Consider the following 24249-nt stretch of genomic DNA (forward strand, 5'->3'; position numbering starts at 1 on the left):
GATTGGCACCGTTTCGTCATCAGTGCGGATTGAATTATTCTTGTTTTGCTTTCAGTGTCTGCGTTATGCCCTGTTCGCGGTGGCATACGGTCACTTCCACACCGAATGTCCTGTTTATGTGCTCGGCCAGATGCTGTGCACTGTATACGCTGCGGTGTTGTCCTCCGGTGCATCCGAACGAGAACATGAGGTCTGTGAATCCTCTCTGTATGTATCGCCTGACATGTGCGTCGGCCAGTTTGTATGCACTTTCGAGGAATGTTAGAATCTCACCGTCGTCTTCGAGAAAGCGTATCACCGGCTCGTCCAGTCCGGTGAGCTTCTTGTACGGCTCGTATCTGCCGGGATTGTGCGTGCTGCGGCAGTCGAAGACATATCCTCCTCCGTTTCCGCTTCTGTCCTCCGGTATACCCTTGCGGTATGAGAAGCTGAACACCCTGACTTTCAGCGGTCCCTTGCCGTCGTATTTTGAGAATGTGGCAGGTCCGTCCTGCGGGTGTGCCGCATATATGTTCTTTTCTGTTGTCCTGTATCCGTCACTCCTGTTTGCGGCAGCTGTCTCTATTTGTGTAAAGCGTGGCAACTCCGTCAGTCTGCGCAGCATATCCATCATATACGGATATGGGAAGCAGTTCATCTTGAGCAGTTCTCTCAGATTGTTTATTGCCGGGGGAATGGAGTCGAGGAAATGTTTCTTCTGTTCGAAATACCCCCTTAGGCCGTATGCCCCGAGCACCTGCAGCGTGCGGAAGAGTACGAACAGGCTCAGTCTTTCCACGAAGTGGCGTACCGAGGGAACCTCTGTATAGTTTTTCAGCGACTGGTAATACTCGTATACCAGTTCTCGTCTGAGTTTGTTCGGGTATTTGGCCGATGCCTGCCACAGGAATGATGCAAGGTCGTAATAGAACGGCCCTTTTTTCCCGCCTTGAAAATCGATGAAATACGGGTTGCCTTGATTGTCGAGCATTATGTTGCGTGCCTGGAAGTCGCGGTAGAGAAAGCTGTCGCACTTCTCTGCCGTCAGGTCTTTGGCGAACAGACGGAAGTTGGCCTCAAGCTTCAGTTCGTTGAAGTCGAGTTCTGTGGTTTTAAGAAAACAATATTTGAAGTAGTTGAGGTCGAACAGGACGCTGTCCGTATTAAATTCAGCCTGCGGATAGCAATTTCCGAAATCCAGTCCCCTTGAGCCTCTTATCTGTATTTCGGGCAGTGCCTTTATGGTTTTCCTGAGAAGTTCTTTTTCTTTGACGGTGTATCTTCCTCCTGCGTCGCGTCCTCCCGATATGGCGTCGAATAGCGAGACTGTGCCGAGGTCGGTCTGCAGGTAGCGCATCTCATCATGGCTTACCGCCAGGATTTCCGGCACTGGCAGCCGTCGTTTGCAGAAATGCCTGCACAGATAGATAAAGGCATGGTTTTCTTCGCGGCTTGTTCCGATTACTCCCACCACGCTTCTTCCTTCGCTGTCGCAAAGGCGGTAGTATTCACGGTTGCTGCCGGCTCCGGGGAGCTTTTCCGTTTCTGTTGGTGCGGCTCCGGCCCATTGTCTGTATAAATCCAATAACTTATGCATAATACTGTCTGCAAAGTTACAATTTTTATTTTAAATACAGCTGATTATGTCTGTATATTCTTTTTGCGTACAGTTGTCGTCCGGACGTTGTGCAGTGTGTTTAAGTCGTAGGGTGGTGATATCCTGTTATGGTGTCCATTCCTCTTCCGGCACGTTTGTTTCCCGGCTTTTGTCTTTAGGCGGATTTTTCAGGTTTCCGTCTTTGTCGAACATCCCGAACGTTGTCCGTAGTACGATGAATTCGGTGCGACGGTTAAGCTGGTTGCACATTTCCTGTTCTTCGGGCTTAAGTGTCTTGATGAACTCTTCTGTCAGTACGTCGTCCTCTTTGAGGAACGGATATGTCTCTGTCAGCTTTTTGCGTACGGTCTTGGGTTTGTCCTTGCCGTAGCCCACGGGACTGAGGCGTTCCTTGTCTATCCCGTGTTCTATTAGGTAGGTGACCACGCTTTCGGCACGTTTCTGCGACAACACCTTGTTGTATGCCTCCGGTCCGCGATAGTCGCAGTGTGCGCTGAGCTCGATGGTCACGTTAGGATTCTCGTTGAGAAGTTTTATTAGCTCATCGAGTGCGGCTGTAGATTCCGGACGTAGCGTTGCCTTGTCAAAATCGTAGAAGATGTTGTCTATGAGTACCGGCGCGGTGATGGATGCGAGCGGAAACTGAAGAACATATTCCTCCGACTGTGTCACCGGTTCCACCTTTAGTTGTTCCTTATGGTTGAGGAATCCCTTGCATGTGCCGAGGAAGACGTAGTCGACACCGGGTTTTATCTCGTGAACGAACGAACCGTCGCCCTTGACGCTCAGCTTCATGTTTGTTCCGTCGTTGCCTACCATGTATACAATGCCTTCCGGCAGTTCGTATCCGTCCTGTTCGTAAACCCATCCTTTCACGGTCTGTACTATCTCGGGGTTCACGAAGCTGTAGATGTGGTCCCATCCTTTTCCGTCACCGCGGTTTGACGAGAAGTATCCTCTGTTATGAAGTCCCTCGAACGTCATGCCGAAGTCGTCGCCTTGTGAGTTGAGCGGAAATCCCGGGTGCTCTATAATCCATCCTCCGCCAATTGTGTCGGGTTTTGCTATATAAATGTCGAGGCCTCCCATTCCTGGATGTCCGTCGGAGGAGAAATAGAGATCACCGTTGGGCCGGAATGTCGGAAACATCTCATCCCCTTCGGTGTTTATCGGCTCACCGAGATTCTCGACGCCTCCGAGGCCGTTCGATGTCAGTCTCACCCTCCATATATCCAGCCCTCCCATACCTCCGGGCATGTCTGACGTGAAATAAAGCCATTCTCCGTCGGGCGAGATGGCCGGATGTGCATAGCTTGACAGAGTGTCTTTGGTTATTTCCACCGTCGTTGCCTTTCCCCATGATGCGTCGCTTCGGGCGGATGTGCATATTGTGGCGTATCTCGGGTATGAAGGGTCTGTCTTGCACTGTGTGAGATACATTGTCCTGTTGTCGGGCGTGAATGCGCATGCGCCCTCGTCGAATTGCGAGTTCAGTTCTGTATCTATGGCCTGCGGCTTCTGCCATTTTCCGTTTTCGTCTTTTTGCGAGACGAATATGTCACCGCATTTCGTGCCGGTGATTCCGCTCAGCTCGTCGCCCTGTGCGTCGTTGCGTGTTGATGTGAAGAATAGCTGGTCGTATTCGTCGCCTGCGAGCATCGGAGAATAGTCCGCCCGGCGCGAGTTGAAGAAATTTTCCTTTTTTATGGTGTATTGCGAGCCTGCCTCTTTCCATTTCGGCGCCATCTGTGCCGAGCGCAGGCCTATGCGTGCCTGCTTGTGGTCGGGCATGCTGTCGAGAACGGAATGGAAGACCTTTGCCGCTTCCTTGTAGCTTCCGTTCTTCATGAGCTGTTTTGCCAGATGGAAGAGGTCTTCTGTACCGGCCTGCTTGTATCTGACAGCATTGTTGTATGCCGCGATGGCTTTCGGTGTATAGTTTATCCTGCGGTAGCATTCTGCCATTTTCAACGCGCGTATTCCTCTTGTGCCTCTTTCCTTGGCAGGTGTCGCCGAATACGCTTTCTTGTATTGCGCGGCCGCATCGTGGTATTCTCCGAGGGCATATAGCTTGTCGCCCTTCTTCATATACGAATCGGCTCCGCAACCGGCAAGCAGTATTGCCGTTATGACGGTTATTATGGCTGATGTTGTTTCTCTCATACCTTATTATAACGTTGAAAGCGTGTTAATATTATTGCGGATGCTATAAATTCATGTAACCGGTGTTCCTGCCGCGGATTATAGGGATGTAGGTTTCTGTCACGACGGTTCTCCGGTTAGCGGCATTCTCCATGTGCATCCCTCCTTCCAACGGCTGCATCCGTATGCCGTCTTTCCTTTTATTATATGTCCTTTGCCGCACAGCGGGCACGGATTGCCGGATGGGTCGGCACCGGTCAGAGGCGAGGGTTGTGACAGCGTGTCTTGCTGCGCAGGTGTGTCTGTCCGCGGCTTTGCCGTCTTCGCGGCTTTTGGTGTCTGTGCTGCTTTCGGGGCCATCTTCTTTTTCATGTCCTCTTCGGTCATGATTGTGACGTGGCGGTTGCTGTTGTCTGAGAGCACTTCGTTTACAATCTCGTTTATCTGCTGCTTGAGTTCCTCGATGAATGTTGCCGCATCATATTTCTCATGTTCTATGTCGCGCAGCTTCTTTTCCCATATACCTGTCAGTTCGCAGCTCTTGAGAAGTTCTTGTCTGATGGTGTCGATGAGTTCCACTCCCGTAGGCGTGGCAATAAGGTTCTTGCGCTCGCGCTTGATGTATCGTCGTTTGAATAGCGTCTCGATAATTCCTGCCCGCGACGACGGCCGTCCTATTCCGTTTTCTTTGAGTGCGGCTCTTAGCTCTTCGTTTTCCACGAACTTTCCTGCCGTTTCCATAGCCCTGAGTAGTGTGGCCTCAGTGTAGAATTTTTGGGGTGTAGTCCGTTTTTCGGTGAGGGTGGGGGTGTGCGGGCCGCTTTCTCCCTTGACGAAAGGCGGCAGTGTGCGCTCCTCGTCATCCTTGCGTGTGTCTTCCTCGTCGTTGTTTGTTTCTTTTTCGTATACGGTTCTCCATCCCGGGTCGAGTATTGTCTTTCCGGTTGCCTTGAACTCTATGTCATCCACTTTTCCTATTACGGTGGTGGTGGCGAAGCGGCAGTCAGGATAGAAGACGCTTATGAAGCGCCGTGCTATGAGGTCGTAGACGTGTTTCTCAAAGTCAGTGAGGTTCATTGCCGGTTGTCCGGTGGGGATTATGGCGTGGTGGTCGGTCACTTTCGACGAGTCGAACACCTTTTTGCTTTTTTTTAGTTGCTTTCCCGCCAACGGCTGTGTGAGCTGTTCGTACCCTCTCAGGCCGGTGAGTATGGCGGTACATTTCGGATAGATGTCGTCGCTGAGGAATGTCGTGTCTACACGCGGATATGTGGTCAGTTTCTTTTCGTACAGAGATTGTATGAGGTTGAGGGTCAACTCCGCGCTCATTCCGAACTTTTTGTTGCAGTCCACCTGTAGCGAGGTGAGGTCGTATAGCGGCTTCGGTGTTTCCGTTCCGTTCTTTTTCTCCACAGATACGATAGTGAACGGCTTTCCCGCTATTTGTGAAAAGAACCGTTCGCCTTCTTCCTTTGATGTGAATTTCCCCTTTGTGGCATTAAACACTGTATTGCGGTATTCCGTTGCAAGAATCCAATAAGGCTCGGGCCTGAAGTTCTCAATCTCTTTCTGTCTGCCGACAATCAGTGCGAGCGTTGGCGTCTGCACCCGTCCGATACTTAGTACCTGGCGGTTCTGCCCGTACTTAAGGGTGTAGAGACGTGTGGCGTTCATACCGAGAATCCAGTCACCGATGGCCCTGCTCAGTCCTGCGAGATACAGTGGGCGGTATGTCTCCTGGTCTTTCAGGTTCTGGAATCCTTCTATTATGGCCTCGTCGGTCATTGAGGATATCCACAGTCTTTTTACAGGGCATGCGGCCTTTGCTTTCTGCATGACCCACCTCTGTATCAGCTCTCCCTCCTGTCCGGCGTCACCGCAGTTTATTATACTGTCGGCTTTCTGCATGAGCTGTTCAATGATCTCGAACTGTTTGCGTATGCTATCCTGATCTATGAGTTTTATTCCGAAGCGCGCGGGCAGCATGGGCAGCGATGATAGCGACCATCTTTTCCACATTGGGGTGTAGTCGTCGGGCTCCTTGAGCGTGCAAAGGTGTCCGAAGGTCCATGTCACCTGATAGCCGTTGCCTTCCATGTAGCCTTGGTGAGCGGCGGTGGCGCCTAATATGCGTGCTATGTCTTTTGCCACGCTTGGTTTCTCTGCTATGCAAACAATCATTGTATCTTTGCTTTGTTGTTTTCGGGCTGCAAACTTACTCATTTTTTTTCAGATTATGGTATTTTTTTGCTTTCCGTTCTTTACCTTGTAGTAAAATGGCACTTCGAACCGCTTCATGTCGGATGGAAGTGCAGGAGCACGTCTACATAATCCGCGGCATGGCTTCTCCTTTTTTATGTGTATATTTTGTCAGTAATACTGTTAAGCGCGGTTTATAGCGGGAATATTCGGTTCGCAAGCCTTGATTGTGACGGACACGAAAACAGAATAATGAATGTTAAAAGTGTATGTAGGCTAAATACAAAGTGTATTCAGCCTACATACACTCTGTATTTAGCCTACATACACTTAAAGGATATGCTGATGGCTTATGACGTCTTGTGGGACTTTTTTATTTCTACAATCCTTTTATGGTGCGCCAATGACGTTCTGAGGATGATATTCCGGTGATTAAATGTAAAAAACAGGATTTGTAAATTATACAAGCAGTTTGGATACCACATAGCCGAGGCATGGAATGGCAACCCCGTGAACAGGTCGAAGCAGTTAAAAAGGAATCAGAGCAAATAATCAAGAAGTTTTTTACATAGTCCGTTTAGTCTGTAATATTATATACGAAACAACTGCGACAATTAAAGCAGAAACGGCAATTCCGACAAATGATATATATAAACCATATTGTTTCCCGACGAATCCTATTATTACCGGACCGAGGAGTATCCCCGAATATCCGAGGGCATTAATAAAACTGATAATGTTATGTACGGCCATCCCTTTGATGTGTGCCGCAAAGGAAACCAATTGAGGGACTACATTGGCGGCCCCGCAACCGACCATCGCAAAGCCAACGACAGCAGCAACAGCGCTATCAACAAGTACTACAGTCATGAAACCGACAGCAATAAACAATGCTCCTCCGGTCACAACAATTCTTTGTCCTAACCTATCTACTATTTTGTCTCCACAAAGTCTCATAATTGTCATTGCTACGGCAAAAGCTGTGTAGAAAAATCCGGCCATAGACATTTCAATGCCACGCTCTTGACTAACAAATATTGCCGACCAGCCCATTACCGCACCCTCCGAGGCATACATGATAAGGCACAGCAATCCAACCACGACAACCATAGGAGGAATATATAATTTGCCTTTTCTTGGTTTCTCAACAGTCGTGTCTGTCTCAAGTTCCTCTTTCGGTAACAAATCCTTGCACCCTAACACCAACGCAATAATTGTGACTACCATACAAATGACGACAGCCCATTTAGGTATGAATCCCAAAGTAAATAGTACGCTCATGGTGCCGGCACCAATCAGTGTGCCCAACGAGTAGCCGCCATGAAAGCTTGACATAAGATTCCTCCCCGTCTTGCGCTCTATGGCAATACCGTTCACGTTTGCCGCAACATCAATGGTTATGGTGCAGCCTCCGAAAATCATAAGCATCATGCCTGTCAGCCACACATTTATAAGCAGGCTTATCGCTAATAATGCAAATGCCATCAGCAGCCCTGACACATAAATAACTTTCTTCGCACCATAGCGATTTACAAAAAAGCCGGAAAGCGGCAGAGCGCAGATAGAGCCAAACCCACTGCACAGCATAAGCAATCCAAGAGAATCCTCATCTATTGCAAAAGCATTTTTGACATATGGTACAAGCGGTGCCCATGCAGCCTCAAGAACACCTATTATCATAAAGGCGACACGATTAGCGACAAGCAAATGTTTATGTCGGTTGTGAAGTATATTCATCTTAAGTTAATTGTCAACATCATATTGAGCAGGCAATCAATAAAATGATGCCTGCTCGCCTTTCATTGTATAGTAGTTTATTGGTTTGCGGTCTGTTTGAAACCTGTGTCTTCTGCTGACCAAGACTTCCATTTACATTCTCCGACCTCCATCTCAGAGAATTGTGCGGTGAATGAATGTTCGACAGGGCTTGCCGCATATATTCCGAATGAAATTTCTCCGTCACCCTTGTCTAAATGGAATGTGCGCATCTGGTGGAAAGTTATACCGTCAGTACTCGTTTCTATATAATAGTCGCTTTCTCTGCGGCTAAGACGATAATACATTTCTCTTATGGAAGATGGAATGTCATGTGTGGCCCAGTCGGAATATCCGTTGTTTGTCACCACACTGCCCAGTCTTTGATATTCCTCGTTCTCGTATTCAATTGACGCCTTCATCCAGTTATCACTGTCAAGATAGATTGCAATACCGCATTGGTCAAACAAGGCTGAACTGTTGAACGATGTCTTTACGGTGAAAGAAAAGAACTTGTTGGAGGTTTTCATTTGTAGCACCGGAGCATTGTCATTGCTGAACCCATAATAGGTGCGCTGCCATAGGTCGGTGTGAGGTTCTGAAACGATTGTAATCAAAGAGTCCGTGATTGTATATTGTTTGGGTTCACGAATCCAAAACAAGTTTTCCGCCACAAATGGCTTTAAGATTGTGTCTTTTTTTTCCATATTCGATTTGTTTGTTGTTGAAGATTGTTGTTTTTGCTCATTTTGACATGATAATAGCGTGCATGCAAGCAGAGACAATGCTATGATAATTTGATTTCTGTTCATTTGTTGAGATACTAAACCTGTTAAAGTCTGATTATAGTGTAAAGTAAGAATTTTATTCATCGTTTAGTTTGCCTATGCGAAAATTGGGGACAGCCTCTTGCTTAAGCGATACTTCTGTGAAATAGCAGGTGTGTTCATCGTCTTTAGGACTTTGGGAACTCAGACCAAGAAGCAGCTTTTCAGGAAAATCATTCTTGTAGAGACGAGCCATGTGCCATATTTTCCCATCTTCTGAAAAATAACTGCCAAGAGTGGTGCCATCGGAGGATAATCTCATATAAACATACGGACCGGTTATTACCTGGTGATTATTGTCATCGGAGGTACCTATAGTGCGAACTGACACTACGCGATGATCGCCATATTCATCCTGCTCGAAACATAGTTTTTGACAATGCGTATCATTCTCGTATGCGTATAACACACCAGCCGAATATGTTCCGGTTTCGGTGAAGTCCGGTTGTACTTTAGCCGTAAAAGTGAAAGGCTTGGTATTGTCAACCTCTGTGAAAACGACCGCAGAGCTGTTAACTACGCTTCCGTCCGGTGAACGAAAATAATCTGTTTGGGGGCCGGCTACAAATTTGATGGTGTCGCCCACGAGTGTGATGCCATTCTCTGCTCCGTTTTTAGACTTTGTAAAACGGATTCCGTCTACATTGATGTCACATGGAGCGAATTCAACGGTTTTCGCCATAACTTTTTTGCCAAAACTGCCTGTCTTTTTTTCCGACTCTTTTTGAGAGCATCCTGTAATTGCCATACTTGCGATGATTGCGGTAAATACTAACTCTTTCATTGTGATATTGATTTGATTTTGTATTTAAATTACAACTTTCTTGTGAATTATTCACGGTTGCAAAATTAGATAGAATACAAGATGTGCGCAATACTGATTTTTAACCAATCATGAAGTAGGCATGCACATTAAATAAGGTTCATTCTTAATGCAATTTCTACTGCCGCTGCGGTATTTGCGACTTTTAATGCCGCTAAAATATCCTGACGATGACGATTGACAGTATAAATTGAGATGTTTAAATTATCGGCAATCTGTTTGCTTGGCATCCCTTTGGCCAGTAAGGACAGTATTTCAAGTTGTCGTTGGCTAAGAATTTTACGGTCATTAGCTTCGTATATGTCTCGTCCGACCGTTTCCCCGGTCAATAGATTGACAATGATTCCATCTTGTCGGTTATGGGAAACGGGGTATGGAATGTAAGTGCATAGACCGAGTAAAACGCTTCCGTTGGCACTACAGCTGAGATATCTTGTTGTATGGAGTATTTTGACTTTATCATTGCCTCCGGTCCGGTAAAAACTGAGGATACATGAAGCAGAGAACTCTGTCTTTTCTTTTATTGAAAGTTCTTTTATAAAATTGAAGAAACGAAGCTCCAGTACATGGCGTTCAATAAGTTCATTTTCTTTTGCATGGCTGAATACTATGTCCTCAAAGGCAGAATTACTGTCTACCATATATTTGGGGAGATTCATTATAGTCTGGCCGAATTTCCCGGAATAAATATGGCATTCGTTGTTTTGAAAATCAGACACGACCGCTATGCCTTCTGTTGCTAATGCATAACCGTTCGCACATGCTCTTGCCTGAGCAAGTAAAAGCTCCTTGTTGTCCGATGTCTCAAACTGTTGCTTAGTCAAAAGCGATTTTAGTTCATGTTCTTGCTTCATCATGAATTGCTCCCTATTCACACCATTGCGGAGTAGTTTCATTTAACCTAATTTGCTACAAAGTTACCAAAATTTCCTGCACTGCGCAACAAAATATTGTTAAAGCCATTGCTTGATATGATTTCTTGGATAAGATCGGAAAGATGATTAAATAGCTAATATACAATATATTCTATTGCTATTATTTCTTTTTATGCGATTATTCTTTTCCGATAATAAGCCTATGTATCATTGGCTTTCAGCCTTTCACTTTACCCGTGTCCGGCAGAAATACCGTTACAAGTCCTGCCAGCGGCATATATGCGCAGAAATTGTATACGGATATTATTCCGCAGTCGTCGGCAAAGCTTCCGAGGACTGCCGAAGCTATGCCTGCCACACCGAACGAGAATCCGAAGAACATTCCCGATACGAGGCCGAGACGGTAGGGTAGCAGTTCCTGGGCATAAAGAAGAATGGCCGGGAATGCCGATGCGAGCACGAAACCTGCACAGAAACTGAGCACTGCCGTTCCGAAGAGTCCCGTATGGGGCATGAGGAGAGAGAACGGGGCTGTGCCGAGGATAGAGATCCAAATGACATATTTGCGTCCGATGCGGTCGCCGAGCGGTCCTCCCACGAGTGTGCCGGCTGCTGTGGCGAAGAGGAATACGAAGAGCAGAATCTGCGACATCTGAACCGTAACACCGAATTTCTCCATGAGATAGAACGTATAGTAGCTTGTGAGTGATGCCATGTATATGTATTTTGAGAATATAAGCACGGTGAGAATGAGTATTGCGAGAACTGTCATGCTGACCGGCAACGGCCTGCATTCGCGTACTTTCATGTCGCGGTGTCCTGTGCGGCTTTCTGTGATGAATTCTGCGAACCACCGCCGTATGGGCGATGATGTGATGTATGATATTACGGCGAATACGGCAAAGATGGCAATGTTGTGGCGGCTGTGTCCGGCTACAATCAGCGCCACGAGCAGCGGTCCTATGGATGTGCCTATGTGGCCTCCCACCTGGAATACCGATTGGGCCAGTCCGCGGCGTCCTCCCGATGCGAGACTTGTGATGCGTGAGGCTTCGGGATGCACGATGGAGGAGCCTGTGCCGACAGTGAATACTGACACGAGTACTGCAGCAATGCTCTCGGAGTATGCCAGTCCGATTATACCGGCAAAGCTCAGCGCTGCGGCAAGGGTGAGGCACCACGGTTTGGGCCTGTGGTCGAAAACGATGCCTACAACCGGCTGAAATACCGATGCCGCAAGCTGATATACGAGAGTGATGAGGCCTATTTGCGCGAAGCTCAGGTTGAGGTCGGCTTTCAGAATGGGATATGCAGCCGACACCACAGACTGCACGAGGTCGTTTAAAAGATGGGCCATACTCAACGCTATGAGTACAGGCATGGCCATCTTGCCGGCCTGCGGAATGTTGTTATCCTTTGTCATTGTCATATATTATATAGTGTTTGTTTTTTTCTGTATGTGGCTTTTGTCAAGGCTCGTATGCTTATAAACGAGATTGTGGCTTGCCAGGTAGCCGTGGAAACAGTTTTCTTATTCTCACAATGTGTTTTGTGATGCTTCCTCCGGCTACCACCGCGCTTACAGATGTTATGATAAGGATGAACCCGAGACATTCGCGTATGGTTATGCTCTCACCGAAGACTGCTATGCCTATGAGTACGGCTGTCACAGGTTCGAGAGCTCCGAGTATGGCCGTTGGAGTCGAGCCGATGTATTTCACGGCTGCTGTTGTGCACAGGAAGGATATGGCTGTGGGGAATACGGCCAGTGCCGCGAAGTTTACCCATAGATGCCACTTCTCCAAGGGAGGTATCTGCAGTCCGCTGCCAGCATATAGTCTTATGACAAAAAGCCCGAGGCCGAAGAGGAGGACATAGAACGTTACTTTCAGCGTGGCCACATCCTTGAGGCGGCCGTGGTTCACGGCAACCATGTAGATGGCGTAGGAGAGCGATGACAGAAATACAAGTCCTGTGCCGGTGAGGCTGAGCACAATGCCTCCCTCACCGATGCATAGCAGGGCGATTCCGGCCGATGCCCCTGTCAGACACAGGGCTGTCTGCAGGGTGAACCTTTCCTTGAACACTGCGGTCATGATCACCGCCACGAGTATCGGATATATGAAAAGCAGTGTGGAGGCTATGCCCACGTTCATGTAGTTGTAGCTCTCAAACAGGGTCAGCGATGAAAGTGCCACGAGCAGTCCCATTGCCACGAGCGGGAATATGTCCTTGCGGTTTATCCTGAAATTCCGGCCCCGCGTCTTCAGCATAATCCCGAGCAGGGGGATGGCGAACAAGTATCTGAAAAACAGCACGGTGTCTGGGGAGAGACCTTCCGCGTAAAGCGGCAGGGCAAACAGCGGGTTTGTGCCGTAAGACGCTGCGGCACAGCCTCCGAGTATGTATCCGATTGTTTTTATACCCATTTTCATGGTATTGTGTGTAAGTGAGGAAAAATACAGATATGAGTGCGGCATACATCCTGGTGTATGCTCAAATGTGTTATCTGGCCTTGATACGGCTCCACTCCGGCGGATTTTTCCCTAACAGGTGGCGTACGAAAAAGTCGTAGCGTTTGTGTTCTCCGAAACTTTCACCGATAGTGTGGCGTGCGCCCGGTATCACTACAAGGTCGAAATCCTTTCCTGCCTTTATCAGGGCGTTGGCCACCTGCATGGTCGATGCCGGATCGACGTTGTCGTCAATCTCCCCTACAACGAGCATAAGCGGACGTGTCAGCAGGTGTGCGTTCTCAACGTTGGAATTTTCCTTATACTGCTCGCCCACCGGGTAGCCCATCCATTGTTCGTTCCACCAAATCTTGTCCATGCGGTTGTCGTGGCATCCGCATGCGGAATATGCCGCCTTGTAGAACTCGGGATGAAAAAGTACGGCCGCCATGGATTCCTGCCCTCCGGCCGAACATCCGTATATGCCGACACGTGATGTGTCCATGCAGGAGTATTTTTCTGCGGCGGCCTTTATCCATGCGATGTGGTCGGGAAGTCCTGCGTCTTTTAGGTTCCGGTAGCATACGTTCTCGAAATCGCGTGAACGGAACGACGTGCCCATGCCGTCTACCATCACCACGATGAATCCAAGTTCGGCTATTCCTGTCATGAAATAGTTGTAAGCCGTGAATGATTTCGGTACATACTGGTCACCGGGACCCTGATAGATATATTCCAATACGGGGTATTTTTTCTCAGGGTCGAAATTCGTAGGGCGTATGATTATTCCCCACATGTCCGTGATACCGTCACGTCCTTTTGCCGCGAATACTTCCGGCGGCCTCCATCCTTCAGCTGTCAGCCTGCTGATGTCGGCAGTTTCCAACGGCATGGTCTCCGAGCTGTCGGAAGTGTTGCGCAGTACCGTCACAGGAGCCTTATCAGCCATAGAATATACATCTACAAGGTATTTCATGTCATCGGACAGCCATGCCTTGTGTGTGCCTTCCGCCGGAGTGAGGCAGGTCAGGCCGGTTCCGTCGAAGTTTATCCGGTAATAATAAATAAGGTACGGGTCTTCCCCGTTACGCATGCCGTTTGCTGAGAAATAAATCTGTCGTTTGTCTTCATCGACGCGCACAACATCGCGCACATACCATTCGCCTTTTGTTATCTGGTGTGAGGGTGCGGCTGTCTTTCTGTCGTACATATAAAGATGGTTGTGGTTGTCGCGCTCACTCATCCATATAATATGTTTCCCGTCCTGCAGGTCGTGGCGGAAACGGCGCGAGTAGTTTACATATTTCTCTGCCTTTTCCTCTATCAAGGTGCGTACTTTCCCTGTTTCGGCAGACATCTCCAGTACACGGTATACCTTATGTCCGCGCTGGTTGTACTCAAATGTCACGCCACGGCTGTCGCGGTTCCAGTAAAGCCCCCACAGGTAATATTGGCTGTCGAACAGGTCTGTTTCGGGAATCAGCCTTTTCCCCGTCACGATGTCGAAGACACACGGTATCCTGAAAGGCAGCTCGTCTCCGGGTTTTGCGTATTCCTGTTTGTGGAGTTTCGGTTGCAGCTGGTCTGTCGGCGATGACTCTACATAGTATATATATCGTTTTTCCGTCGGCCGAATCTTACATGCGGCCACTTTCCTGCTGTCGGGCGACCACTGTATGTATGATGAATAGTAGTTGCCTTCTGTGCCGTCGAAGCTGAGCTGTATTTCCCGCCCTCCGTTTGTCGGCCGCACATAGATGTTGTTTTCTTTTATGAACGCGATGTTTTTCCCGTCGGGCGATATTGCCGGGGCTGCTCCTTTCTCGTCATCGCGCTCCGACCAATGACGTTGTCTGCCGTGATAGCCTCCTGCCGTTCCCTGTTCGGTGAGCCGGTTTCTTTTCACTGCATACATCCACCGTTTCCCGTAAGAGACGAAGTGTAGGGTGTCTGCCAATCTGTTTACGGACAAATGCTCTATAGGAATATTGCCGGGGGTGATGTCATTGCCAGTTGCAGTGGCGAGAGCCTTGGCCAGCCTTGTGTGGCTGAAAAGTTCTCGGCGTTGTTTCCTGTCTGCGTCTACGGCAACGTAAAACCGGCCGTCGGGGGTGTTGCGTACATACCAGAATGTGTGTGTGCCGCTAATCCACTGTGGCCTTACATCGGAATACATTACCTTGGCGGCGCTGAATTTCTCCGGTATGGAGAAAGCACGCCTGTAGTCTTCTTCTGTTCCTTGTGCAGATGCGTTTCCACATACTGCCAGTAATGCAAATATAAGTCTGTATATCATTAAATGTTTGATTTTGTGGTTTTAGGCCGGTTTTGTATCAGTATCCCAAGTCTTCTCCGATAAGGATCACCTTGTGTTTGCCGTGCGGAGAATTGCGTAGGAAATGAATGTAGTTGCATATACAGTCCGCTGAGTTGCAGTTGTGGCATATACCGTCTGTGCGGCAAGGGGTGTCGATATCAAATCTTGCCGTGTTTATAGGCGAGGCTGTAGAGCGCGCGCGTTTTAATGCCGCATCACAATCTCGGCATACCTTGTTGAGCCCTATGACAAATATCACATTCTTCGGACCGAATGTGATGGCGGCCACGCGGTTTCCGTTTCCGTCGATGTTGACAATTACGCCGTCTTCGCTGATTGCGTTTGCCGATGAAAGGTAATAGTCCGTTGTGAATGCCTTCAGATATATCTCCACTGCCTCTTCACGGTCGGCGGCAAGGTCTCTGTCGTAAATCCTGTATGTTCCTTTCTCATGAAGGGCTTTGGTAAGCCCCGTGTCGCGTATGGTCATCGAGCCTCCCCACGTCACTGTGCTGCCGTCAGGTATAAGTTCCTTCACTTTTTCTATTGCCTCTGCCGATGTGTCGCAGTAAAAGGCTTCGATATGTCTGCGGCTGAGATTCTTTATCATTTTCTCTGCCAGCTTCCTGTTTCTTTGTTCCTTCGGTGTCATTTTATCTAAGTGCTTTTGTGTTTCTAATAAGCTTCTCCTTCGGAAATCTCCTTTTTGTCTATCTTACGTCTGTCCATGACGTGCCAAGCATGCACTATATATGCCAGTACAAACGGTATGAACAGGCTGACAACGGCCATTGTGTATAGGGTGAACTCACTGCTGCAACTGTTGGCTATGGTAAGCGAACTCTGCAGGTCTATGTCTGAAGGATAGTATGCCGTGTTGTTCCATCCGGCGCACAGCAGTATGCACAGCACAGTGAGCACCGTTCCTGCGCCTGCGGGCCATATTCCCCTTATATAGCTTTTGCTTACTATCGTGCGTATGATTCCGTATAGTACCATTGCCACTCCCGCGAGCATGATTATCAGCAGATACCACATGTCTGTGAAGTTGTGCAGATATTTGTACGGCTCGATGAAGATGACTCCCGTCTCAGGTTCAACGGCATATCCGTCTTTGACGAACACATGTACGAGGAAGGCGACGAACAATATCACGAATGGAACGGAATTGCCGATAAGAAGCACGCTTCCCCTGCACCGTATGTTCTCGTCTTCCACATTATTCATAATATACAGTATTCCGAGAACGCGGGCGAGGAACAGGACTGCGAAGCCTAAAACAAGATTCCACGGATTCAAAAGGGCATCGAGGCCATGACCGGCGTTTCCCCAATAGCTTATTACAGGCATGATGCCGCTTATGAGGTTGTCTTTTTCCACGATAAAGCTTGAGCCGTTGAAGAATGTGCCCACGGCACCTCCGAGAAGCAGCGGGCCGATGATGCCGTTGATTATAAGAAACCACTGGAAAGTGCGTTTGCCGAGAATATTTCCCAACTTGTTCTGGAACTCATAGCTTACGGCCTGTACGACGAACGAGAAGAGGATAATCATCCATAGCCAGTAGGCTCCTCCGAAACTTGTGCTGTAGAAAAGCGGGAAGGAGGCGAAGAACGCTCCTCCGAACGTTACAAGTGTAGTGAACGTTATCTCCCATTTGCGGCCGGTGGAGTTGATAATCATTCTTCTTTCTTCCTCATCTCTTCCTAATGAAAACATAAGTGAGTTTGCTCCCTGTACGAAAAGAAGGAACACAAGCAGGGCGCCAAGCAGTGATACGAGGAACCACCAGTATTGTTGCAGAAATTCGTATGTCATAATGGTTATTCTATTTTGTGATTTTTATATATTGTCATGACATGTGCCGCCATAGATGGATGTATGGCCGTACACATGTGTCATACATTGTCTTTATTCTCTATCCGGCCCTTTTTTTATTGCCTTTATAAGTATGCTTATTTCCACGGCAAGCAATGTTGTGAACAGTGCGAGGAATATCATGAAAGTAATCATGATGCTTCCCGAACCGATGTTGCTCACTCCTACCCATGTGGGCATCATGTCCTGAATGGCCCAGGGCTGGCGGCCGAATTCCGCCACAAGCCATCCGCATTCGCTTGCGATATAGCCTAACGGCAGGAGCGCCATGCCGGTGATGAGCATCCATTTTGCAGTCACATCCTTTTTTCTGTATGCGACGAGCAGCATAGCCATGAAGAATACTACAAACAGAGTGCCGAGACCGACCATTATTCTGAAAGAGTAAAAACATAGGGGAATGTATGGCACGAGCTGTGACTTTTCTTTTATGAAACCGTATCCGAAGTATGGCATCTTCTCATTCAGTACTCTTTTCAGTGCTTCCCTGCGCTGGCATCCGTCACCGCCGAGCTGGTTTTGACGCTCAAGGGCGTTCAAGTGGCGGAACTCCTGCAGGGCAATCACTGCCTGACGCCCGTTCTTTATTTTTTCGTCCATTGTCATTTCCTTTGTTCCGTCGGCTTTGGGATATCCTCCTTTGAGAATATCGTTCACACCGGGCACATATCCGTGGATGTCTCGTGTGGCGAGAAATGACAGCGCGTAAGGGATGGATATGCGCATCGGAGGTTCACCGCCTTTCTCGTATTCCGGTTGTGAGAAAGGGTTTACGAGGGCAATGGCTGTCAGTCCTTGGTCTGTGCCTCCGTCATAGAGTGCTTCCATGGCGGCAAGTTTCATCGGCTGCACCTTTGAAATCTGATATGCTGAGCCGTCACCGGTGTGTATTGCAAGCAAGGATGCAGCCAGTCCGACAATGCTTCCGATCTTGATGCTCTCTATTGCAAGTTCTTTCTCACGCTTTCTGAAGAGGTAGTAGCAGCTTACAGCCACAACAAACAATGCACCGATAATCCATGCGGATGTCACTGTGTGGCAGAATTTGTTGACGGCAAACGGTGATAAGGCCACTTCTGCAAATGATGTCATTTCATTGCGCATGGTGTCCGGGTTGAACGTACATCCCACAGGATACTGCATCCATGCGTTTGCCACAAGTATCCACCATGCGGAGAACGTAGCCCCTATTCCGGTCAGCCATGTGGCGGCAAGATGGAATCCAGCCGATACCTTTTGCCATCCGAAGAACATCACAGCCACGAATGTGGATTCCAAAAAGAAGGCTATAATACCCTCTATGGCAAGGGGCGCGCCGAAAATGTCGCCTACAAACCATGAATAGTTGCTCCAGTTCGTTCCAAATTCGAATTCAAGGATTATTCCGGTGGCAATGCCCATGGCAAAGTTTATTCCAAACAGTTTTTGCCAGAAGCGTGTGGCGTCTTTCCAGAATTGCTTTTTTGTGCGGTAGTAGCATGTTTCCATGATACCCATGATTAGTGCCAGGCCAAGCGTCAATGGCACGAACAGCCAATGATATATGGCTGTAAGCGCAAATTGCGCTCTTGCCCAATCGATTGCGGCTGTGTCGATGTTTAATAGAAAGTCTGTCATATTATTATTGTTTTTAGATTATTTCTTTATGGTGTTCTTTTTTATAACTTCTGTGGCTACAAAATCGGCCTCATTCCCCTCTTTACTGTTGGAACCGATAAAGTCGGGAAAGAAGAATATTTTCAGTATGGCGAATATGATGATAAGTTTTATTATGATTATTTTCCATAGGGTTTTTCCTATACTCATGTTACGGAATCCGTCCGCGTATAGGTTGTATACATTATATATAATATGTCTTATCCGCATTGTTTTATTGGTTTTAAGGATTGTTTTTCCTTTATGTCCATGCATCGTTGTGATGGAAATCTATTATAAGGCGGAAGTCGAGAGCCTTTGCACGAAGCGCTTTTGCGAGCACATCCTGTTTTCTGTTGAAACCCTCTGCCGGGTTCACCCATACGTGCAGGCGTATGGAGTTGACACCAAGCTCCCGCATACGCATCATACACTCTTTTTGTTTACCATCCTTGTTATAGAAATTCTTTTCTACAGCCTCCAACTTTGTTATCCAGCTGATATCAGCATATTTTGCAAATCCTTTCATGTTATATGGCGGATTATCCGGTATGTCCTGTGAGACTGTCGACGTATCTGTCGGTGTGGCAGGAATTTGTTCTTTCGGATGATCTGTGTCATTGCTGCATCCTATAATACACAATATGCCTGCTACTATGGCAAGAAAAATCTTTCCGGCTATTTTTTTCATGGCAGATATCTTTATATTATATAATGTCGAGTTGATGATGCAAAAGTACAAAATATATGTCGGTTCTGAATAAGAAAACCTTATAAAATTTGGTAATCATGGTAAATGGAGAGATATATGATGAGACTAATCGGGGTATGGAAAGATTTTCCAATTTGCAATGGGTGTTTTTATACAATGTATTTATGATATATGAAAATTAGTCTGTCTGACGTTTATTTATTATAATTTTGTTCTCTTTTTCCATAATAATCTTAAAAAACAGAACAGTAAATTATCTGAAAAGAGAAAACTTTTTGCTTTTCCAACTAATTGTCATAAATTTGCACGGTTAAATTTATTATAAATATAATTTAAGATGAATAAGAAAATAATAATACCTTTAATTCTTGTTATTCTATTGCTTTTGGGCGGTGTGGCCTATCTTGGTATTGGTTTGAAAGAACAGAAACAGGCTAATGAGGACATGCAGGCTCTTGCCGAACTCGACAGAAAAGAGATGGAGAACGAGTATGAGCAGTTTGCCCGTCAGTACAGTGAGATGAAGACACAGATAAACAACGACTCACTTGTAGAGCAGCTTACACAGGAACAGCTAAAGACACAGCGTCTGCTTGAGGAACTGAAACGTACAAAGAGCAATGATGCCCGTGAGATAGCACGCTTGAAGAAAGAGCTTGCAACCGTACGTGCCGTATTGAGAAGTTATGTCCTGGAGATTGATTCTTTGAACAGGCTCAACCAGAATCTGGCAGAGGAGAATACACGAATGAAAGGACAGTATGCCGAGGCGACACGTCAGATAGAGGGCCTTAGCAGCGAAAAGGCATCATTAAGCGAGAAAGTGGCCATTGCCGCACAGCTTGATGCCATTAATATTTCTCTGACGGCAAAGAAATCCAACGGCAAGGTGGCAAAGAAGGTAAAGGACTGCAAGAGTATGGAGGTCTCTTTTGCCATTGCACGTAATGTTACAGCTTCCAACGGTGCCAGGACACTATATGTGCGTATAATGACGCCTGCAGGAAATGTGCTTGGAGGAGGTGGATACTTCAATTATGAGAATAAGAGTATTGAGTGTTCGATGAACAGGACAATAGAATATACCGGTGATGAGACTACAGTGACTACATACCGTAAAGTGACAGAGTTCCTCAGTGCGGGTAATTATACCGTAAGTATCTTTGCTGACGGAAACATGATAGGCTCGAGAAGCTTCTCTTTGAAATAAAATACTTTTTAGTGTTTAAGTAAGCTGTGCGGAGTATGAGAAAAGTGTTAGGATTGTTTCTTTTGTATGGGGCGATACTTCCTGTTGAGGCGCGTATATTGAGCCTTGACAGTTGTCGTGCGCTTGCTCTTGCCAATAACAAGCAAATAAGTATATCCAATATGCAGAGAGGCGTGGCAACCGAGCTCAGAAAGTCTGCACGTACAAAATATCTGCCGCGCGTAAGTGCCATCGGGTCATATTTGTTTACGAGTAAGGAAATATCATTGCTTAATGATAACCAGAAGAGAGCCTTGTCTAATATCGGAACGTCCGCTACTTCGGGAATGTCTTCCGGCCTTCAGGGGTTCTTGTCAGGAATGACACCTGATCAGAAAACGGCTCTCGACAATCTTTTGGCTGCATTCAATTCAAGTGTGGAGCAGATGACAGGCGCAGTGGGCAGTCATATAAACGGGTTGTCGCAGGGGCTTAATGGAGTGGGGCAGAAACTCGTCGATGATTTCCGTACGGATACGCGCAATATCTTTGCCGGGGCGGTTGTCGTATCGCAACCTTTGTTTATGGGAGGAAGTATTACGGCAATGAACAGGATGGCACGTATAAGTGAGGAGATGGCGTCCTATTCTCTTGAGGCAAAAAAACAGATGGTGCTGTATGAGATAGACCAGGCATATTGGATGGTAGTGTCGCTTACTAATAAGAAACGGCTTGCCGAAAGCTATCGTGAACTTCTCAGAAAACTTTATGACGATGTACAGAAGATGGTGAGGGAAGGGGTTGCCACACGTTCCGAGGGGCTTAGTGTGAGTGTAAAGCTTAATGAGGCGGAAATGAATGTCACACAGGTTGAAGACGGTCTCGTTTTGTCACGTATGCTTCTTTGTCAGTTGTGTGGCATACCGATAAATGAAGATATAACTCTTGAAGATGAGAAAAAAGAATCTGTAATGGAATCTCCTGCGGTTACAGATGCGGATATTGGAATGGCAATGGGAAATCGTCCCGAGCTGAAAGTTCTGGAAAGTTCTCTTGATTTGAGCAGGCAAGGTATAAATCTGATAAAGGCTGGAAATCTTCCGCAAGTATTGCTTGTGGGTGGTTATACGATAAGTAATCCAAATGTTTATAATGGTTTTCAAAAGAATTTCGGAGGTGCGTGGAATATAGGAGTCCTTCTTAGGATTCCCGTATTGAACTGGGGTGACGTGTCTTATAAGACAAGGGCTGCCAAGGGTGTTTCCGCCATAGCTGCCATGGAACTTGACGAGGTACGTGAAAAGATAGAGTTACAGGTGAGCCAGAGCTCCTTTAAAGTGAAGGAAGCAAATAAAAAACTGTCAATGGCACAGGCAAATATAGAAAAGGCAGAAGAGAATTTACGTTGTGCAAATATTGGCTTTAAGGAAGGTGTTATGACAAGTACTACGGTTATGGAAGCGCAGACCGCATGGTTGCAGGCACAGTCTCAGAAGATAGATGCGGAAATAGATGTGCGGCTTAGCCATGTAAACTTAAAAAAGGCTCTTGGAACATTAACTAACGAATAATATTATTTTTATGTCTGCAAAAACTCAACATAATAACATATTGCTTGCCGTAATAGGATTTACGGCAGTTGTGATAATCGTGGCAATGATAGGCTTTTTCGCTTTTGGACGTGAACCGGAGATAATCCAAGGTCAGGTGGAGGTCACGGAATATAGAGTGTCGAGCAAGGTTCCCGGACGTGTTCTTGAACTTCGTGTTAAGGAGGGTGACTATGTCAGGGTAGGTGATACCCTTGTCATCCTTGATGCTCCTGATGTAAGGGCAAAGATGACTCAGGCACAAGGTGCAGAGAGTGCGGCTGCTGCAATGGATGAGATGGCGAGGAACGGTGCCCGCCGTGAACAGGTGCGTGGGGCATACGAAGTGCTTCAGCAGGCAAAAGCCGGTTTGGAAATAGCAACGAAGTCATATAATCGTGTGCAGCGTCTGTTTGACGAAGGTGTGATGACAGCCCAAAAGCGTGATGAGGCGTTTGCTAACTATAAGGCGATGGAGGCACAGATGAAAGCCGCACAGAGTCAATATGATATGGCAAGAAACGGTGCCCGTCGGGAGGAGAAGCTTGCAGCGGCAGCTCAGGTACGGCGTGCGCAAGGTGCGGTGGCTGAGGTTAATTCCTATATAAACGAAACGGTTCAGACTGCTCAGACGGCAGGTGAGGTGAGTGAAATCTATCCGAAGATAGGTGAACTTATAGGTACAGGTTCTCCGATAATGTCTATTTCAGTTATGGATGATATGTGGGGAACATTCAATGTACGTGAGGATCAGTTGAACTCAATGAAAGTAGGTGACGAGTTTGTTGCTTTTGTTCCGGCTTTCAACAAGGACGTAAAGCTTAAGGTTTACTATATGAAGGACGAAGGAAGTTATGCCGTATGGAGAGCTACAAAAGCTAATGGACAGTTTGACCTGAAGACATTTGAGGTGAAAGCCCGTCCGGTGGAGAGAGTTGAAGGTTTGCGTCCCGGAATGTCTTTGATAATAAAAGACCGGTGAACGGAAGTAGTGTCTTGTTGGTCTTAATTATATCGGAACGGCATGATTTTGCATGTCACTGTATGTAATAAAGAAAAGTCATTGGTTGATGAAGATAAATAATCATATCCGCCGGATTGCGGCAATAGCCGGAAGGGAATGTGTCATATTGCTAAGGAATCCTGTCTATTGGTTCTGTATGGTAATATTTCCTGTTTCCGTGATGTTGTTTTTTACATCTTTAATGGATGACGGACAACCTCAGGAAATGCCGGTCGGTGTGGTTGACTTGGATAATTCTTCAACATCCCGTTCCCTTATCCGCAATCTTGATGCGTTTCAGACCACCCGTATTACCGGAAGATATGCTTCTGTGGCAGAAGCACGTGAGGCCATACAGCGTAATGAGATATATGCGTTTTTATATATTCCGGAAGGTATGGCTTCGGACTTGCTTGCAAGCCGCCGGCCGAAGATATCCTTTTATTACAGTATGACGTCTCTTACAGCGGGAGCTCTTGTCTTTCGTGATTTGAAGACAATAAGTACGCTGGGTTCGGCTGCCGTAGGTAAGGCAACCTTAAGTGCGCGTGGATTCACGTCAAGTCAGATACAGGCTTTTCTTCAGCCCATACGGATTGATCTTCATCAGATCTCCAATCCTTGGACAAACTATAATATTTATCTCAGTACAATGCTTGTGCCGGGTGTGATAATGTTGTTTATATTTCTTATAACAGCATATTCCATAGGTACGGAACTGAAGTTCGGACGGTCAAGACATTGGCTTCGTCTTGCGGATAATGATATCGTTGTCGCCATCATAGGGAAGCTGCTTCCACAGACGCTTATATTTCTTGCAATAGTATCGGGGTACATGTATTATGTGTTTGGTATGCTACAGTTTCCGCATCATGGAGGCTTTTCCGATATGCTTTTGTTGGGACTTATGACGGTTCTTCCCGCACAAGGATTCGGGGTCTTTGTTTTCGGGCTGTTCCCCTCATTGCGTATGTCAATGAGCATCTGTTCGTTGTGGGCGGTACTGAGCTTTTCCATTGTGGGTTCGGCGTTTCCTGTATCATCGATGGATTCTGAGCTTCAGGCCCTTTCTTGGTTGTTCCCGTTGCGTCATTATTTCATGGCATATCAGGTAACGGTATTCAACGGCTATCCCGTGTCCGATGCGTGGTTGCATATTGTATCGATGCTTGCTTTTACGTTATTGCCGGTGATATTGCTTGGCAAGATAAAAAATGCAATGCTAAACTATGTATATATCCCATAAAATTCCAAA

General features: G+C 46.9%; 19 protein-coding genes. 4 read left to right on the top strand and 15 right to left on the bottom strand.

What is annotated here, in order from left to right; translation table 11 throughout:
* Positions 1–34: 34 nt before the first annotated feature.
* The 15 genes from HPS56_RS07050 to HPS56_RS07120 all read right to left on the bottom strand — a co-directional run bounded on the left by HPS56_RS07050 (position 35) and on the right by HPS56_RS07120 (position 19192).
* Positions 35–1576 (bottom strand): RapZ C-terminal domain-containing protein, encoded by a 1542-nt coding sequence (locus tag HPS56_RS07050; protein WP_172275457.1) that lies wholly within the window; start codon positions 1574–1576, stop codon positions 35–37.
* Positions 1577–1702: 126 nt separating this feature from the next.
* Complete coding sequence (porE, locus tag HPS56_RS07055; protein WP_172275458.1) at positions 1703–3760, bottom strand: PorE family type IX secretion system protein; 2058 nt, start codon at positions 3758–3760, stop codon at positions 1703–1705.
* Between the two features lie 99 nt (positions 3761–3859).
* Positions 3860–5920, bottom strand: a complete 2061-nt coding sequence (locus tag HPS56_RS07060) for a DNA topoisomerase 3 (RefSeq protein ID WP_172275538.1) — start codon at positions 5918–5920, stop codon at positions 3860–3862.
* Positions 5921–6502: 582 nt separating this feature from the next.
* The gene (locus HPS56_RS07065; protein ID WP_172275459.1) at positions 6503–7675 is read right to left on the bottom strand and encodes an MFS transporter; all 1173 of its coding nucleotides are present in this window, start codon (positions 7673–7675) and stop codon (positions 6503–6505) included.
* Positions 7676–7752: 77 nt separating this feature from the next.
* Positions 7753–8400: a DUF1349 domain-containing protein gene (locus tag HPS56_RS07070; protein ID WP_172275460.1), complete on the bottom strand. Its 648-nt coding sequence runs from the start codon at positions 8398–8400 to the stop codon at positions 7753–7755.
* Between the two features lie 157 nt (positions 8401–8557).
* Complete coding sequence (locus tag HPS56_RS07075) at positions 8558–9304, bottom strand: DUF1349 domain-containing protein (RefSeq protein ID WP_172275461.1); 747 nt, start codon at positions 9302–9304, stop codon at positions 8558–8560.
* A 128-nt stretch (positions 9305–9432) separates the two neighbouring features.
* Positions 9433–10200 (bottom strand): response regulator transcription factor, encoded by a 768-nt coding sequence (locus tag HPS56_RS07080; protein WP_253952409.1) that lies wholly within the window; start codon positions 10198–10200, stop codon positions 9433–9435.
* 235 nt (positions 10201–10435) lie between these two features.
* Positions 10436–11647 carry an MFS transporter gene (locus tag HPS56_RS07085; RefSeq protein WP_253952410.1) on the bottom strand — a complete coding sequence of 404 codons (1212 nt, stop codon included), beginning with the start codon at positions 11645–11647 and terminating at the stop codon, positions 10436–10438.
* A gap of 55 nt (positions 11648–11702) precedes the next feature.
* Positions 11703–12647 (bottom strand): DMT family transporter, encoded by a 945-nt coding sequence (locus HPS56_RS07090; RefSeq protein WP_172275463.1) that lies wholly within the window; start codon positions 12645–12647, stop codon positions 11703–11705.
* Positions 12648–12723: 76 nt separating this feature from the next.
* Positions 12724–14967: a S9 family peptidase gene (locus tag HPS56_RS07095; RefSeq protein ID WP_172275464.1), complete on the bottom strand. Its 2244-nt coding sequence runs from the start codon at positions 14965–14967 to the stop codon at positions 12724–12726.
* A 37-nt stretch (positions 14968–15004) separates the two neighbouring features.
* On the bottom strand, positions 15005–15640 hold the full coding sequence (locus tag HPS56_RS07100) for a lactate utilization protein (RefSeq protein ID WP_172275465.1): 636 nt from the start codon (positions 15638–15640) through the stop codon (positions 15005–15007).
* A gap of 23 nt (positions 15641–15663) precedes the next feature.
* Entirely contained in the window at positions 15664–16806 is a 1143-nt protein-coding gene (gene cydB, locus HPS56_RS07105; protein WP_172275466.1) for a cytochrome d ubiquinol oxidase subunit II, read from the bottom strand.
* 93 nt (positions 16807–16899) lie between these two features.
* Entirely contained in the window at positions 16900–18483 is a 1584-nt protein-coding gene (locus HPS56_RS07110) for a cytochrome ubiquinol oxidase subunit I (RefSeq protein ID WP_172275467.1), read from the bottom strand.
* A gap of 18 nt (positions 18484–18501) precedes the next feature.
* Positions 18502–18732, bottom strand: coding sequence for a DUF4492 domain-containing protein (locus HPS56_RS07115; RefSeq protein WP_172275468.1), 231 nt, complete (start codon positions 18730–18732; stop codon positions 18502–18504).
* Positions 18733–18763: 31 nt separating this feature from the next.
* Entirely contained in the window at positions 18764–19192 is a 429-nt protein-coding gene (locus HPS56_RS07120; protein WP_172275469.1) for a glycosyl hydrolase 53 family protein, read from the bottom strand.
* 358 nt (positions 19193–19550) lie between these two features.
* On the opposite strand from HPS56_RS07120, the gene HPS56_RS07125 reads away from it, so the two are divergent.
* From HPS56_RS07125 to HPS56_RS07140, 4 genes are all read left to right on the top strand, one after another.
* The gene (locus tag HPS56_RS07125) at positions 19551–20423 is read left to right on the top strand and encodes a DUF8429 coiled-coil domain-containing protein (protein ID WP_172275470.1); all 873 of its coding nucleotides are present in this window, start codon (positions 19551–19553) and stop codon (positions 20421–20423) included.
* 35 nt (positions 20424–20458) lie between these two features.
* Entirely contained in the window at positions 20459–21973 is a 1515-nt protein-coding gene (locus HPS56_RS07130) for a TolC family protein (RefSeq protein ID WP_172275471.1), read from the top strand.
* Positions 21974–21983: 10 nt separating this feature from the next.
* A complete protein-coding gene (locus HPS56_RS07135; protein WP_172275472.1) occupies positions 21984–22973 on the top strand; it encodes an HlyD family secretion protein in 990 nt (329 codons plus the stop codon).
* A gap of 88 nt (positions 22974–23061) precedes the next feature.
* Positions 23062–24240: an ABC transporter permease gene (locus tag HPS56_RS07140; RefSeq protein WP_172275473.1), complete on the top strand. Its 1179-nt coding sequence runs from the start codon at positions 23062–23064 to the stop codon at positions 24238–24240.
* Positions 24241–24249: the final 9 nt, after the last annotated feature.

This window comes from Xylanibacter muris, from assembly GCF_013166605.1.
Lineage (GTDB): Bacteria > Bacteroidota > Bacteroidia > Bacteroidales > Bacteroidaceae > Prevotella > Prevotella muris.